The organism is Grimontia sp. AD028 (genome assembly GCF_000973155.1).
GTDB lineage: Bacteria > Pseudomonadota > Gammaproteobacteria > Enterobacterales > Vibrionaceae > Enterovibrio > Enterovibrio indicus.
This window is the reverse complement of record NZ_LASY01000021.1, coordinates 35,508-49,167: the sequence shown is the minus strand read 5'-3', so window position 1 is coordinate 49,167 and position 13,660 is coordinate 35,508. Positions and strand designations below refer to the sequence as shown.

Annotated in this window: 15 protein-coding genes; 5 read left to right on the top strand and 10 right to left on the bottom strand. The window is 46.4% G+C overall.

Features of this window, described 5'->3' with window-relative positions:
* Positions 1–157 precede the first annotated feature (157 nt).
* Together RN22_RS05635 and mutM are read left to right on the top strand one after the other, a co-directional pair.
* A complete protein-coding gene (locus RN22_RS05635) occupies positions 158–664 on the top strand; it encodes a hypothetical protein (RefSeq protein ID WP_046303465.1) in 507 nt (168 codons plus the stop codon).
* A 4-nt stretch (positions 665–668) separates the two neighbouring features.
* Positions 669–1,478 carry a bifunctional DNA-formamidopyrimidine glycosylase/DNA-(apurinic or apyrimidinic site) lyase gene (mutM, locus tag RN22_RS05630; RefSeq protein WP_046303464.1) on the top strand — a complete coding sequence of 270 codons (810 nt, stop codon included), beginning with the start codon at positions 669–671 and terminating at the stop codon, positions 1,476–1,478.
* 30 nt (positions 1,479–1,508) lie between these two features.
* Here mutM and coaD read toward each other — a convergent pair whose 3' ends face one another.
* Entirely contained in the window at positions 1,509–2,003 is a 495-nt protein-coding gene (gene coaD, locus RN22_RS05625) for a pantetheine-phosphate adenylyltransferase (RefSeq protein ID WP_046303463.1), read from the bottom strand.
* 184 nt (positions 2,004–2,187) lie between these two features.
* Here coaD and RN22_RS05620 point away from each other — a divergent pair, with 184 nt between their 5' ends.
* Positions 2,188–3,225 carry a glycosyltransferase family 9 protein gene (locus RN22_RS05620; RefSeq protein WP_046303462.1) on the top strand — a complete coding sequence of 346 codons (1,038 nt, stop codon included), beginning with the start codon at positions 2,188–2,190 and terminating at the stop codon, positions 3,223–3,225.
* On the opposite strand, the gene RN22_RS05615 is transcribed toward RN22_RS05620, so the two are convergent.
* Both RN22_RS05615 and RN22_RS05610 read right to left on the bottom strand, forming a co-directional pair.
* Positions 3,218–4,000: a glycosyltransferase family 2 protein gene (locus tag RN22_RS05615; protein ID WP_046303461.1), complete on the bottom strand. Its 783-nt coding sequence runs from the start codon at positions 3,998–4,000 to the stop codon at positions 3,218–3,220. The genes RN22_RS05620 and RN22_RS05615 overlap by 8 nt on opposite strands.
* A complete protein-coding gene (locus RN22_RS05610) occupies positions 3,997–5,052 on the bottom strand; it encodes a glycosyltransferase family 9 protein (protein WP_046303460.1) in 1,056 nt (351 codons plus the stop codon). The genes RN22_RS05615 and RN22_RS05610 overlap by 4 nt, the downstream gene beginning before the upstream one ends.
* Positions 5,053–5,150: 98 nt before the next feature.
* Between RN22_RS05610 and RN22_RS05605 the strand changes: the two genes are divergently transcribed.
* Positions 5,151–5,852 carry a 3-deoxy-D-manno-octulosonic acid kinase gene (locus RN22_RS05605; protein WP_046303459.1) on the top strand — a complete coding sequence of 234 codons (702 nt, stop codon included), beginning with the start codon at positions 5,151–5,153 and terminating at the stop codon, positions 5,850–5,852.
* Here the strand turns inward: RN22_RS05605 and waaA are convergent.
* From waaA to RN22_RS05585, 4 genes are all read right to left on the bottom strand, one after another.
* Complete coding sequence (waaA, locus tag RN22_RS05600; protein ID WP_046303458.1) at positions 5,849–7,108, bottom strand: lipid IV(A) 3-deoxy-D-manno-octulosonic acid transferase; 1,260 nt, start codon at positions 7,106–7,108, stop codon at positions 5,849–5,851. The genes RN22_RS05605 and waaA overlap by 4 nt on opposite strands.
* 73 nt (positions 7,109–7,181) lie before the next feature.
* Positions 7,182–8,483 carry a hypothetical protein gene (locus tag RN22_RS05595; protein WP_046303457.1) on the bottom strand — a complete coding sequence of 434 codons (1,302 nt, stop codon included), beginning with the start codon at positions 8,481–8,483 and terminating at the stop codon, positions 7,182–7,184.
* An 18-nt stretch (positions 8,484–8,501) separates the two neighbouring features.
* Positions 8,502–8,894, bottom strand: a complete 393-nt coding sequence (locus RN22_RS05590) for a GtrA family protein (protein WP_046303456.1) — start codon at positions 8,892–8,894, stop codon at positions 8,502–8,504.
* Positions 8,891–9,841: a glycosyltransferase family 2 protein gene (locus tag RN22_RS05585; protein WP_046303455.1), complete on the bottom strand. Its 951-nt coding sequence runs from the start codon at positions 9,839–9,841 to the stop codon at positions 8,891–8,893. The genes RN22_RS05590 and RN22_RS05585 overlap by 4 nt, the downstream gene beginning before the upstream one ends.
* 156 nt (positions 9,842–9,997) lie before the next feature.
* Here RN22_RS05585 and RN22_RS05580 point away from each other — a divergent pair, with 156 nt between their 5' ends.
* A complete protein-coding gene (locus tag RN22_RS05580) occupies positions 9,998–10,936 on the top strand; it encodes a WavE lipopolysaccharide synthesis family protein (RefSeq protein ID WP_046303454.1) in 939 nt (312 codons plus the stop codon).
* Here RN22_RS05580 and RN22_RS05575 read toward each other — a convergent pair.
* From RN22_RS05575 to RN22_RS05565, 3 genes are read right to left on the bottom strand one after another with little or no spacing between them, the layout of a single operon-like run.
* Positions 10,933–11,655 (bottom strand): glycosyltransferase family 2 protein, encoded by a 723-nt coding sequence (locus tag RN22_RS05575; protein WP_046303453.1) that lies wholly within the window; start codon positions 11,653–11,655, stop codon positions 10,933–10,935. The genes RN22_RS05580 and RN22_RS05575 overlap by 4 nt on opposite strands.
* Positions 11,652–13,235, bottom strand: coding sequence for a capsular biosynthesis protein (locus RN22_RS05570; RefSeq protein WP_046303452.1), 1,584 nt, complete (start codon positions 13,233–13,235; stop codon positions 11,652–11,654). The genes RN22_RS05575 and RN22_RS05570 overlap by 4 nt, the downstream gene beginning before the upstream one ends.
* A complete protein-coding gene (locus tag RN22_RS05565; protein WP_046303451.1) occupies positions 13,226–13,621 on the bottom strand; it encodes an HAD-IIIC family phosphatase in 396 nt (131 codons plus the stop codon). The genes RN22_RS05570 and RN22_RS05565 overlap by 10 nt, the downstream gene beginning before the upstream one ends.
* Positions 13,622–13,660 lie beyond the last annotated feature (39 nt).

Genomic DNA, 13,660 nt, shown 5'->3' with positions numbered 1-13,660 from the left:
ATGCGCCCACTTCTTCGTTAAATTCCACGGAAATAGAATGACTATTCCTCGCGGAATTTGCCTCGAATTGAACGCATTGATGACCTCTGAATGCGAGCATTTTCAGGTCGTTTGGGTATACACTTTGAATGACGATTGATAACACTGAGAGTGAGTGATGGCTACACCGTCCCGCAGAACATTCAATAACTTCCTTATCTTGGGGATTTTGGCGTTTATCACACTGATAAACCTACCAACCTACCTCAGAAGCCAACTGGCAGAAAGTGAGGCTGAACAACCGGTTGAGCAGGTACTGCCTGATGGGGTCATTGCTTTGATGCCATCCGATGTGGAAGTTAAAGCGCTGCGTTTTCCGAAATTTACCCTCACCAATGCCATGCCATGGCAAACCGATAAAAAGCTTTCTATATCAGCCACTGAATTGGCAAACCGATGGATTAACCTGTCTGGCACAGAAATTGACACAGACACCTACGACAAGTTAAAGCCTGGTCTTCGTGAACCGGCGACTTTGGTAGTGAATAGAGGTGAAGCTGTCGAGCCTTTACGTCTGACCTATTATCAATTGCCTCAATTCTGGCTCATTCAAAACTGGGAAAACCGTTGGCTTGCAGTCTCAGTTGATCCAAACTACCTGTTCCCATTTGCCAATCAGAATTAGCAGGATGCCAGAATTACCGGAAGTTGAAGTGAGCCGTATGGGTATTAAGCCCCATGCGATGGAGCAGGTCGTCACCAAGCTGGAAGTCAGACAGCCCAAACTACGTTGGCCTGTTCCAGACACCTTATTTGATATCGAAGGCCAGACAATTCGTGCAGTGAAACGCCGCGCAAAGTACTTGATACTGGAAACCGATATTGGCTACGCACTGGTGCATTTGGGGATGTCCGGTAGTTTACGAGTATTGCCACAGGCGACAGCGCCTGATAAGCACGATCATGTCGATTTACACCTCTCCAATGGAAAAGTGATTCGCTACAACGATCCGCGCCGGTTCGGCGCGTGGCTTTGGCAGGAAAAGGGAGGTGACCATCCCGCTTTGGACAAATTGGGTCCCGAGCCACTCACTGACGCGTTTACTGGTGAATATCTGTTTGAAAGCGCGCAGGGGAAACGTACGGCTATTAAGCAGTTTATTATGGATAACGCCGTTGTTGTCGGGGTGGGGAACATCTACGCCAATGAATCCCTGTTCACCTCTAGAATTCACCCAAAGCGTCCAGCAGGACAGCTTAATCTTGATGAAGCTAATACACTGGTGGCAGACATCAAAGATGTTTTGGCGACCGCCATCAAACAAGGTGGTACGACGCTGAAAGACTTCACCCAAGCCGATGGTAAGCCTGGCTACTTTGCTCAAGAGTTGTTGGTGTACGGCAAGCAAGGAAAACCGTGCCCGGTGTGTGGCACTGAGCTTGAGAGCGTGAAGATAGGGCAGCGAAATACGGTGTTTTGTCCCGAGTGCCAAAAATAACAAAGCCCGCTTAAGCGGGCTTAGTCGTTGTTATTTCTTCAGTTGAGATTTCAATGCTTCCAGCACTTTAGGATGAACAAAACCACTGGTGTCACCGCCATGAAGGGCTACCTCTTTCACTAGCGTGGAAGATATAAACGAGTTTTCTTCAGAAGGCGTGAGAAAGACGCTTTCAAGTTCCGGCATCAAACGGCGATTCATGTTCGCCAACTGGAACTCATATTCGAAGTCGGAGACTGCACGAAGTCCGCGTACAAGGATATTTGCCTGATACTGTTTGGCAAAGTCCACCAAAAGGCCTGAAAAACCCACCACACAGACATTGTCGAGATGTTCGGTTACCGCTTTTGCCAATTGGACACGCTCTTCAAGGTCAAACAGTGGCTTTTTGCTTGGGCTGGCAGCGATACCCACGACGACTTCATCAAACATTGAAGCCGCGCGCTCAACCAAGTCAACGTGGCCATTGGTAATCGGATCAAAAGTACCCGGATAGATCACACGGGTAATGGCTTTCTTGCTCACAGTCGTATCCTGCAATTTTCTAAACTGGCGACATGCTATCAAAAACTCGTGGAATTTGATTCCCTACTACAACCCAAGATGATGAAAATACCAACAGATCCGACACTTTTTCTTTCCATCCAACCCTTAGCGACAAGCCGCTCATCAGGTATGATCGAGGGAGTCTTGGCGTTAGGTAGCGATAATGAAAAAAATCCTTGTCATCAGAAACGATAAAATTGGCGACTTTATGCTGGCATGGCCGGCGTTTGCCATGTTGAAGCAATCTATGCCAGACGCAGAAATTACCGCTTTGGTGCCGTCCTACACCAAAGCGTTGGCTGAGCTTTGTCCTTCGATTGACAAGGTACTGGTAGATTGCGGCAAGAAAGCGGATAAGCTGAGTAAGAAAGAGCTTGTCAGCCAAATTCAAGCCGAGCAGTTTGGTGCTTCAATTTGTCTGTTTTCAGACAGCTACAACGCTTTGCTGGTCTGGAGAGCGGGCATCCCTTTCCGATTGGCACCAGCGACCAAAATCTCCCAATTCCTCTACAACCACAGGGTAACGCAGCGCCGTTCGCAATCAGCCAAGCCGGAATTTGAATACAATATCGACCTTATCCGTGCTTTCCTCAGCAAGCAGGGGGTTGATGCAAAAGAAGTTAGTGCGCCTTACCTGTCTTTTGCTCACGAAACACTGTTAACGCAAAAGCAAAAACTCTCTGCGGCATTAGGACTCAGCGCCGATAAACCTTGGTTTTATGTACATGCAGGGAGTGGCGGCTCAGCGAACAACCTGTCACTGACACAGTACACAGATTTGGTCGTGGGTATTGCCTCAGATAAAGAGATTGAAGTGGTGCTTACCGCGGGTCCAGGGGAAGAAGAGAAAGCAGCGGAACTGCAATCATTGCTAGCGGAAAAGTCGGTTCACGCTGTCGTCTATGACAAGAACGACGGCTTGCAGGATTTCACCCAATCCATCGCGTGTGCAAATGCATTTATTGCAGGTTCCACAGGGCCTTTGCACATAGCCGCGACGGTTGATGTGCCAACCATTGGCTTTTTCCCCGCTAAGCGCAGTGCCACACCACTTCGCTGGAAGCCAATTAACAGTGAAGGGCGTCATATTGCATTTGCGCCGCCAGCAGCGAAAGACAAGGAAGAGGCGGCAGACATGTCTAAGGTTGCAATCGAAGCCATTCTGCCAGAAGTGAAGAGCTTCTTGGGACGCGTTATTTAGCGGCGCGGCTGTCGTTAGCACGGATCCACAAATCGGCGTACTTCACAAAGGTGGAGTGCGCTGACAGCACCGCGATGAGAAACCCCTGTTTGCCATCCAGAAAGCCACGTTTCAGCACGTACATCTTCAGGAAACATCCCAGTGCATGAAGGATCCCTTGGCTGATACTGCTTTTCTTTCCCCGAGCCTGACGTCCGTCAGCCCATGACTTGGCATAGAATGCAGACTTCACCAGATACTGGTGCAGATCCCGATAAGAGTAATGCAACATATCACCATTAAGCGTCTGCTTGGTGGAGCCTTCAGGCTCAATGATTTTCTCGTGTACCAGTGCGTCGTTGTAGCCAGTTAGCTCGCGAGGATACAGGCGCACGATTTTGTCATACCAGCCAGAGTGTTTGAGGAATCTGCCAAAGACCCACGTCGTACGACGAAGAATAAATAGCGTTTTCTGCGGTGGGTTAGCAAGTACGTCTAGAATATTGATTTTTAGCTCTTCAGTGATCACTTCATCCGCATCAATCGCCAGCACCCAATCTTTGGTGGCGTGGCTCTGTGCAAGCTGCTTTTGCTTACCAAATCCGGGCCACTCAGCGTTCACGAACACCTTAGCGCCCGCGGCTTCTGCAATAGCTACGGTGTTATCTGCGCTGCCAGAATCGACAACAATGATTTCGTCCACCCAATCAAGAGAAGAGAGGCATTCAGGCAATATCTGCTCTTCGTTTTTGGTGATGATAATCGCGCTGATGGTGGCGCGCTGAGCCTGGCTCATAGCAGTTCCTCTTTCTCGGTGACTTCATCGAATCGAGCTATCACCGACTCAATCGTAATGCGTTGCATGGCGTCCTCGTCTTTCACTCTGGTGCGCCAGGAAACTTCGTCGACAGTTTTACCCGTCTCCGCTTCAATAGCTTCGGCATAAGCACTGACCACATATTGTCGCCAGTTATAGGGGCCGGTTCGGGCTGGGTTGTGATGAGCATAAAGCCCAATCACGGGTGTACCGACTGCATTGGCAAGGTGAGCAGGGCCACTGTCGGGTGCCAGTACCAACGAAGCGTGTTTTTCCAGTGCCAGTAGTTGGAGCAGGGTGGTTTTGCCAATGAGGTTCTTCACGGGTTGTGATAGCTGGCGCTCAATCGCCTGACCTAACCCAACTTCAATTTTTCCAGGGCCACCAACGAGGATAACGTCAAAACCCTTGCGTAATGCATGCTCGATGACGCCCGCGTAGCCTTCTGCTGTCCAGTTTTTAAATGCTTTGCTGGCCGCAGGCGCAACCACAAGGATAGGCTTTCCATTCATTTGGCCTTTTGCCCAAGTGAGGTCCTCATCCGCAATGAGTAATGACCATGTGGGCGTTTGGGGCTGGATCCCCAGCGCCTCAGTGAACGCCATAAAGCCGTCAAGAACATGAAGCGATTGGGGTGATGGCACTTTGACATTGGTAAATAAGGATTGAAGATCGCTAGCTCTTACTTTGTCGAAACCGAGTCGGTATTTGGCTTTGATGCCGACTGAAAGCAAGCTGGCGCGAATGGCGCTTTGCATGTGCAGAAGCGCATCAAATTTTTGCCCTTTCAGTGATTGCCACACCGCTTTCATTCCCTTGAATCCTTGCTTCTTATCAAAGGCAATAACAGTGACATCTGGCAAAAGTGGCGTCAGCAAGGCGGCTTCTGCTTTACCCGCTATCCAGGTGATTTTGGTATCGGGCCATTGAGATTGAATGGCCTGAACGGCAGCCATTGCGTTGCATACATCACCAATCGCAGAAAGACGAAGGATACAAAGGGACTGAGGAGCGGTGGAAAAAAGGGCCATGATGCTGCTTATGTGGTTATCTTGCCTGAAATTATGCAGTTGCCGATCTGCAATGTAAAATGCCTTCGATGAGAATAGGCCGATTAATGGGAGCGCCTGTGGAATTGCTGGCTGATAACAATATCCGTGTTTGGTTCGACGAGGCTTTGCTGCAAGAAGATGCATTGAAAAGTTTCGACATTGCTTTTTGGCAAGATAAAGGCGCGGTGATCGGTTCAGCCACAGGCCGTGGCACTACCTGGTTTGTGAAAACGAAAACCGTTCCTGCAGCGCTGCGTCACTATCGCCGCGGTGGGCTATTTGGCAAGTTAGTCAGCGACAGTTATTTCTTTACCGGATGGGAAAGTACCCGCTCTGCCGCGGAGTTTAACCTGCTCCATTACCTGCGCGAACAGGGCATTCCTGTGCCACGTCCGTTGGCAGCAAGAGCGATGAAAGACGGGTTGGCTTATCAAGCCGATATTCTGGTCGAAAAGATTGAGGGTGCGAAAGACTTGGTTGATGTGCTGAGTGCCTCTCCGCTCACTGAAGACAAGTATCGCGACATAGGAAAGCTAGTTCGAAAGCTCCATGACGCAGGTGTTTGCCACACTGATCTGAACATTCACAATATCCTGCTCGACGACAAAGGCGCTTTTTGGTTGATTGATTTTGATAAGTGCGGCCGTCGCTCAGGTGAGGGTTGGAAAGCCGCAAACTTAAGCCGTCTGCAGCGATCTTTTCGTAAAGAAGTGGGCAAACGACAAATTCAATGGCAGGAGTCAGACTGGCAGTTTTTACTTCAAGGCTACGGAAATTAATCTATCCAAGGGGCGATAGTGTCGAGTGTTTTCGAAACTGCGCCTCTGTTCTTCTCCATCACTGACAATGCAGCTTTGCCGGCTTTTTCACGCTGTTCATCGTTATTTAGCAGCGAGACAATCTGAGCTGCTATCTCTACTGGGCTTTCTTTTACCGTGCATGCACCGACATCGATAAGCTGCTCAGCAATCACTTGAAAGTTGAAGTAGCTTGGGCCAGTTACCAGCGGCTTGGATAGCGAAGCCGGTTCCAAAAGGTTATGCCCGCCAACTTTATCGCCAATAAGACTCCCCGCCATAAAGGTCGCATCGCTTGCTGCAAAGAGGTTCATCATTTCGCCCATGGTATCGCCAAGGTAAACCTGAATATCTCTGCTGACTGCCTGTCCTAAGCTGCGTCTTGCCAGTGAAAATCCATGAGATTCGACGAGGGTTGCGACATCACTAAAGCGCTCCGGATGCCTTGGAACCAATATCATCAGAGTCTCAGGCTGGCTCTCAAGCACTAACTTGTGCGCGTGCAGCAATATTTCATCCTCGCCGGGATGTGTACTCGCGGCAATCCAAACGTGTCTTTGGGCAAGCTGTGATTTCAGCTCAGTGACTGCGGGTGAGTTGATGTCAAAGTCTGGCAAATCGAATTTGACCGAACCGGAAACAGAAACGTTATCTTTGCTGACACCAAGCTCGACAAAGCGTCGGGCATCATCGTCGAATTGGCAGAGAATATGATTAATACTGTCAGAAAGTATTCTAAATAGCGCTTTGATTCGTTGGTAACCGCGTTTTGATTTTTCAGAAAGGCGCGCGTTCATCACAACAATGGGAATACCCGCCTTTTTTACTGTGGTCAGAGTATTAGGCCACAGCTCAGTTTCCATAATCAGCATGATTTTTGGGTCAACACACTTGATAAAGCCCTTAACCGCAAAGCTAAAATCAATGGGCATGTACCTATGCTCTATACCTTCAATCTTCGAGGCAATTTCTGCACCTGTCGCAGTGGTAGTAGTCACCACAATGGCCTCATTGGGATAGCATTTTTGTAGTGCTTGAATGACGGGTTTTGCGGCAATAACTTCACCGACAGAGACAGCATGGACCCAAATGGGTTTCTCGCCGTTTAAAGGGGGCGTGTGTCCAAAATGTTCAACCCAGCGTTTGCCGACCTTGGGCTTTCCATCTTTGGCTCTGTATAGGCCAAAGAGCAGAAACGGAGCGGCGATAAGCAATAAAAAAGTATAGATAAAGCGCACGGCTGAGCCTTTTTTTAAAATTGAAAGGCTAGTGTACAAAGGGCTCTATCAAGAGAGAACCCTTTCTCGAAAACTATCGTAGTCTTGTTAAACCTTCCTGGGTGAGAAGCACTTCGACCTGTTCGGCGTAATCGACTTTGTGGGTGTACTTTTCGCTGTCGCATGCGGCCACAAGATTTACAACAATGAAAAAAGCAGCCAGCCAAAGAAGCCCTTTGACAAAGCGTTGCGGGGTAGAGGTTCGCCATCTTTCCGAAGCGACCAATATTGGGAGCAACGCGATCGGATATGTCAGTATGAGGTGCCAGTATGAAAATGTAATTGGGGATAGCATGGCATTAATAATGATAGCGAGTACGGTTGCTGCGGCGTAGAGCAGTAACCATTGCTGACTATCAATGTCACCGCTTCCACGCTTGATAAGCGGTTTGATGCTTTTCCACGCACGCCAGTTTATTTTAGCCGCAATGACGACAGTCGCGGCACCTACCAGATACAAAATGGCTTGCCACATGTATTGGAAGACCGCTTGCAGCCAGCTGATGGTGGTTATCCAATCGAAGCTTGCATCGGTAATGATACGGTTTGAGAACAGAGTTGAAGCATAACGAAGCCAGTACAAAACGGCTTTCAGTACTGGATAGACGTGGACTAAACCATAGCCAATATAACGGTCGCTTTCTCGGCTGAGCGCTTCGTTGGTGGTGTATTCCAAATAATATGGTACCAAGGACAGCAGAATGACGGCACCTGCCGCAAATACGCCAGCCCAGTTAGGGTAAGCCATTTTACGGTACAGCAAGTAACACGAAATTACGGCGAGCACTGGCCACGAGTAGTGGAGCTGCATGGCGCCGCCAATTGCAAGTACGTGAAGAAAACTGAAGAGAAAATTGGGTTGTTCACGCAGTTTAAATGCTGACCAGAAATGCAATGCGGTGAAAAAGCACAGATAAGCTGGGTTGTAGAGTTGGCTATCATATAAAAGCCATGGATTTAGCCAATAGCCCACCATAAACAACAAACGCACTGGTTGGCTGAATACCGCTTTAATCACAGCATCAAACATCAGAAAAGACAGGACTCTTAGCCCAATCAGTAGCAGCATTGGCGCCCATGGGTTATCCCAAAGCAGAAGTGGTCCACCGACAACCCATGCTGACAGGGAGCCCGGCACATTGCCTACCGCGCTGGCGGCATTACCGAAAGGCTGCCAAATATCCTGATAAGCCCCCAGATAGCCTTTGTGGAGCATTTGCCACTGGTCACCCGTCATGATTTGGTGATTGGAATACAACAAAGCAAGGATTAGTCCGATAAAAAAGCCAGTGCCCTGAAATATTGCAAAGTGTCGATTAAGATAGTTTTCGTTCATGTGAAATTAGTAATTCTGCTAATTGATGGTGTTGTTGTATGTCCAAAAACGATGAATGATATAAGTCACAAGTGGGATCATAAACACCACTAGTAGGACACGAAGATAATTGTTTGTATCCTGGAAGGCTTCGCTAACTAATTGTGACACCAATAACGCGGTTAGCTGCACTACAAAAAAGCGGCTTACATTTTTCAGTGACAATGATTGCTGAAAAACAAAAAAAGACTGCAGCAAATAGGAGACACTAAAGGCCGTCAAGAAGCCCAAAAGATTGGCGATAAAGACGCTAACAGCCATAAAATGAAGTAACGCAAAGGCTACGCTAATATGTGTCAGGGTTGCCAGTCCACCGGCTAGACCATAACGGATGATACGATGAGAAAGTAATGTACTCATCCAGGTCGTCATTCGGGCTTTTCCTTCGGCTTAGGCGCAGTGTCATCTGTAATGTATACAGGACGTTTTTTGGATTCCATATATAGCCTGCCGATATATTCGCCCATGACGCCCATGCCAATCAGTTGAATGCCCCCGAAAAACAGAATTGCGGTAAGCATGGATGCATATCCTGGGAGGTCAATACCAAAAATCAATGTCTTGAAGACAATGACGCATCCATAGATGAAGGCTATGGAAGAAAAAAAGACGCCTAAATAGAGCCAAATGCGCAGTGGGGCGGTGCTAAAGCTGGTAATGCCTTCCAGCGCGAAATTCCACAGTCGCCAGCCATTAAAACTGGTTTCTCCTGCAGCTCTTGGCTGCCTGACATACTCAACCACGGAAGTGCGGAAACCGACCCAAGAAAAAATGCCTTTCATGAAGCGTTGGTTTTCTGGCAGCAGTTGGATGGCATTCACGACCTTTCGGGTGATTAAACGGAAGTCACCCACATTGTCAGGAATTTCTACGTTCGCAATTTTGTTGTGGAATTTATAAAAGAGATTTGCCGTGATTTTCTTTGCCCATGTATCGCTGCTACGGTCAATACGCTTGGCAACCACAACATCGAAGCCCTTTTTCCATTCTCGAATAAAATCAAGGATAAGCTCAGGGGGGTCTTGTAAATCTGCATCTATAGGGATGATTGCGTCCCCGCTTGCATGGTCTAAACCTGCTGTGAGTGCGGCCTCCTTCCCAAAGTTTCTGGATAAGTTGACTACTCGAATATGGCTATTTTTATTTGCCATTTCTGCCAGTAAGGCCAATGTATTGTCTTTACTGCCATCGTTGACAAACACCAGTTCGTAAGTGAAATCTGTTTGCGATAAAATCTCTGTAATTTTAGCCGTGAATGCAGGCAGCACATCCTGCTCGTTATAGCAGGGACAGACGATAGAGATAGAGGGTGATGCCATATATCTTACTCGATAGTATTTTCAAAAAAGTGGCGTAACGTTATCAACTTTCAGTAAAGCGATCTGCATTATTGAAGAGTGATTGAGATCGTAACATTGTATTCCATTTGTTGATATTCAATACTTCAGACCTAACCACATAAAAAGTAATGCCTAATGTCCATTCAGATACATAATGAAGATATTACCTTTGTTGTCCAAGGACCAGTTCAAGCCAGTGATATCCGTTCTCAGATCCCGGGGATAACCCAGCGATGCTTGGAGAGTGTAAGACGTTATTTTCCAGGTGCGACGATTGTTTTATCAACTTGGAAAAATCAAAAGCTTGATAATCTCGATTACGATGTGTTGCTTGAACTTGACGACCCTGGGCAAAACACTGTTTTCAATAACGATGTGGAACAACGCCTCAACAACAATAGACAGTTGTACAGTACCCACCAAGGCTTGAAAGCCGTGAAAACTCGCTATGCGGTGAAACTGCGTAGCGATAACCTTCTTTCTGGACGGCAGTTTGTGACGCTTTTTGAGCAATACCACAATGCTAATAGAAAAGCTGAAGATGCTTTGTTTGAATCTCGTGTTTTAACAAGCAGTGCTTTTTTCATCTCCCATCACCGTGGTGCACCTAATTACTTCTGCAAGAGTGATTTGTTCGACTTTGGCCTTACTTCCGATCTGTTAAAAATATGGTCAGACAAGCTGTTGGATGACCAGTACTTTTACCCTGTGCCAGGTTATAAAAGTCGCCCTCCAGCGACAGAGCAATTTTTATGCTTGAAATGGATTTCTGAACTTAAGGGGGTAGATTTGAAAATTAATACCCGGGTGAATGATGATGCGGGATTGGGAAGCGATTTCTGGGGTCGTTGCATTGCAGCAAACTTAATTGTGGCAAAACCGGAAGAAATTGGTCTCGATACAACGGAGCGTTTTTACAATCGCGGAAATCTGGTATTCGAATACGATTTAGCCGACTGGAAAGAGCTGGCAGGTATTGAACCTCAGCCGTTTAATGTAAAAAAAGCGGTAAGGTGTTTTCGAAACACTGTCGAAAACACATACCGCTTTTTTTATCAGACCTTTAAGCGTTAATCGTTTTTAAACGCTTCATACTCATCGGGTACGCCACAGAAAATGACGTCCTCTCTAGGAATGAGGTGATAGTGGACTGACTTGCCCTGCTGAATGAGATGATTGTAGAGCGGGGCAACATACAGCTCACCTTTTTCCCAAAGCTCTTCCCTTTCTGAGTAGAAGTTATACGCTTCAAGAAAATCTGCCGCGGATGCAAAGTGGTAGAGGCCTGTACAGCAAAGGTCTGAAATTGGGCGCTTTTCTGCTGTTTCGGTAACTTCCGTTGAAGTGTTACTTTTCGGAAGTACAAAAGACCAGTTGTCACCGCTTCCTTGAAACACCTCCAGATAACAGTCTTTACTTGGTAGTAAAGCAGCAGGGAATTGAAACCCTGGGCGGAAGGTATCTATGTTAAAAATGGTGATAGGCTCTGCGGCATCGCTGCTGTCCTTCAATCCTTGGAAAACGGTTTCTGCTTGTCCGCGTGTCTCGCTTTCCAGTGCAACCACATGACATGTTTTGATACCCAAAGACTTCGCCTTCTCTGAGACAAACTTAGGCGTGTCGAAAACATCTCTAACAATAAAGAGAAATGGCTCTGACTTGAAATAGCGCTCGAAACTTTTTACGGCATGTTCGAATACAGTAATGCCTTTCGCCTCGAGCATATATTTAGGCTCTTTATAACCTGCTTTAAAAAAGCGTGAGCTGAGGCCTGCCATTGGTATAACAATCACGATTGAGACTCCTCGAGTAGATTGGCTATTCTGAAAGCATTGGCAAATAACGCAAACTGCCTTGCTTCATCGTCGCTGTGCAGCGGCAGCATGGATAAGAATAGATGCAACTGCATGGCAAGCAACTCTGTATAACTGACACCATATTTTTGCTCGATCTTTTCCACAAACATGGCTTGAATTTCATGCAGTGTATCGCTTGAAGAAAGCTCGAAAGCAATGCTGTAGTCTTTGCGGGTCAGTGTGTAGTAGCCTGCAATGATCCAATCATATTCACCAATAATTGAATGGCTCAATTTGGCAATGTCATACCGTATATCGCCATAAACCGAAAATTCACCATTGGACGTCAAGCCGCGAGGGTCAATGGTTTTAACATTCGATGTTCTAAAATCGAACAGAATATTGCTGAAACAAAAATCGCCGTGAATGACACTGATCGCTCCTGGAGCTTTTGGCAAGTGCTTATTCGCCAGAGCCAATAGAGTGTCGATAGAGTGTTTGGACTGTCCGTTTACATGCCAAATCGCGCTGCTATCAATGGAAAAGGAATCACAAAATGAAGCCAGCCTTTCCTTAGTTTTGTCTTTAAATAGGCGATCAAGTGTATCAGAGGAGTCTTCAGTGTTTGTATAAAGCCGACACGTATCCAGAAAATCAAAGCACCCAGCAAGAATACGCTTCCATGTCATGACTGGCAGCCGACCAAAAACAAACAGCTCGTTCAGTGCAGTATGATGAAGGTACTCCAACTCGTACGACACATTTTCATTACTCAGTTCAACGCCCAACAATTGAGGGAGAAATTTTCGTAGTTTTGGCGGCACATTCTGGAACCAAAGGGCTTCAGCTTGAATTTTTGTGTTGTTAATACTCGATTTTTTTACGCAGTCAGCAGAGATTGTTAGTTCATTAAAACTGCGTTGAGTGGTAAACGCTGCCTTGGAGTGAAAATAGGTATGAATGTGACCGTAATCCAGCCAATCTTCAATATGCAGTGGTTTCATGGGATGCTTAGCATGGTAGTCATTCACACCCTCTAGAAAATTCCATCGTTTAGCTATGAGGGACTTAATAAGTGCTGAAGGGTTTTCAAATTGAAAGTACCCATTTACCACTGAGTGGGTATTTTCAGTTTGGAGGTTTGAGCCCTCTTGTAGCCAAGGCTCATCACCACTATTGATGTACGCCCACTGATAATTATCTTCTACATGACTTACAGCAATGCAATTTTCTTGCTCAGGGTAGCTGAGTAAAAGTGTGTCACCATAAAGAAGACTCAGGCTTTCTTCTGAACGAAAGTCCATTAGGTTAAGAGCAGCAACGATAGATTCTCCCAAACTAAGATCTTCCGGCAGAAATAGAATCTTAACATTGTTAGATGCCAGCCAATTTAAGTCATGTTTGTCGATGTTGAAACTCTCTGGCAGGGTCATATAGACACTTTTGCCTTTTGGAATACGGGCGATCTGATGCTGAAACAGGCGCCTGTTTCCGAGAGGTAAAAAAGCTGGAGGAAGCGCGCCAAACTCCGACTGGAGCTCAGCCGTGCAATATGCTCCTGATGCAATCAAGAACATAGCTTTTGGATCTCCACCTTTTCTTGCTCTAAAAGCGCGGTGATTTCGTCAAAGTTTTTAGATGCAAACTCACTTGGACGAATTGCGCGATCGTCGATATAGAAACCTTCTTTTCCACACCAAGGTTTTCCGACTAACACTTCATCATACGGAACATCGTGTTTATCTAGCCAAGCAGTAATTGTAGGTAAAGTGAATATGTTGATTTTTCCAACGTTACCAGAGAAAGTTCGCATGTTTCGAGCTGTACTTATTACGATTTCAAAACCTAGTTTCTTATACTCCTTAAGAGTATCAATCACGGGTAAGTTAGGAGATACATTTTTATAATCGTTTGTATCTCCAAGTGTGATAGTGTTATCTAAATCTACAATTATTTTTTTCATTGCTTGCTCTTTATATTTTTCTGTATGTTATTTTCTCTA

Coding starts and splice junctions, on each gene's coding strand:
- RN22_RS05615 (WP_046303461.1), bottom strand. CDS start 4,000: ATGAGCCAGGCTCAGCGCGCCACCATCAGCGCGATTATCATCACCAAA.
- RN22_RS05620 (WP_046303462.1), top strand. CDS start 2,188: ATGAAAAAAATCCTTGTCATCAGAAACGATAAAATTGGCGACTTTATG.
- RN22_RS05635 (WP_046303465.1), top strand. CDS start 158: ATGGCTACACCGTCCCGCAGAACATTCAATAACTTCCTTATCTTGGGG.
- RN22_RS05590 (WP_046303456.1), bottom strand. CDS start 8,894: ATGACGACCTGGATGAGTACATTACTTTCTCATCGTATCATCCGTTAT.
- RN22_RS05565 (WP_046303451.1), bottom strand. CDS start 13,621: ATGAAAAAAATAATTGTAGATTTAGATAACACTATCACACTTGGAGAT.
- RN22_RS05580 (WP_046303454.1), top strand. CDS start 9,998: ATGTCCATTCAGATACATAATGAAGATATTACCTTTGTTGTCCAAGGA.
- RN22_RS05585 (WP_046303455.1), bottom strand. CDS start 9,841: ATGGCATCACCCTCTATCTCTATCGTCTGTCCCTGCTATAACGAGCAG.
- RN22_RS05570 (WP_046303452.1), bottom strand. CDS start 13,235: ATGTTCTTGATTGCATCAGGAGCATATTGCACGGCTGAGCTCCAGTCG.
- mutM (WP_046303464.1), top strand. CDS start 669: ATGCCAGAATTACCGGAAGTTGAAGTGAGCCGTATGGGTATTAAGCCC.
- RN22_RS05610 (WP_046303460.1), bottom strand. CDS start 5,052: ATGGCCCTTTTTTCCACCGCTCCTCAGTCCCTTTGTATCCTTCGTCTT.
- RN22_RS05595 (WP_046303457.1), bottom strand. CDS start 8,483: ATGAACGAAAACTATCTTAATCGACACTTTGCAATATTTCAGGGCACT.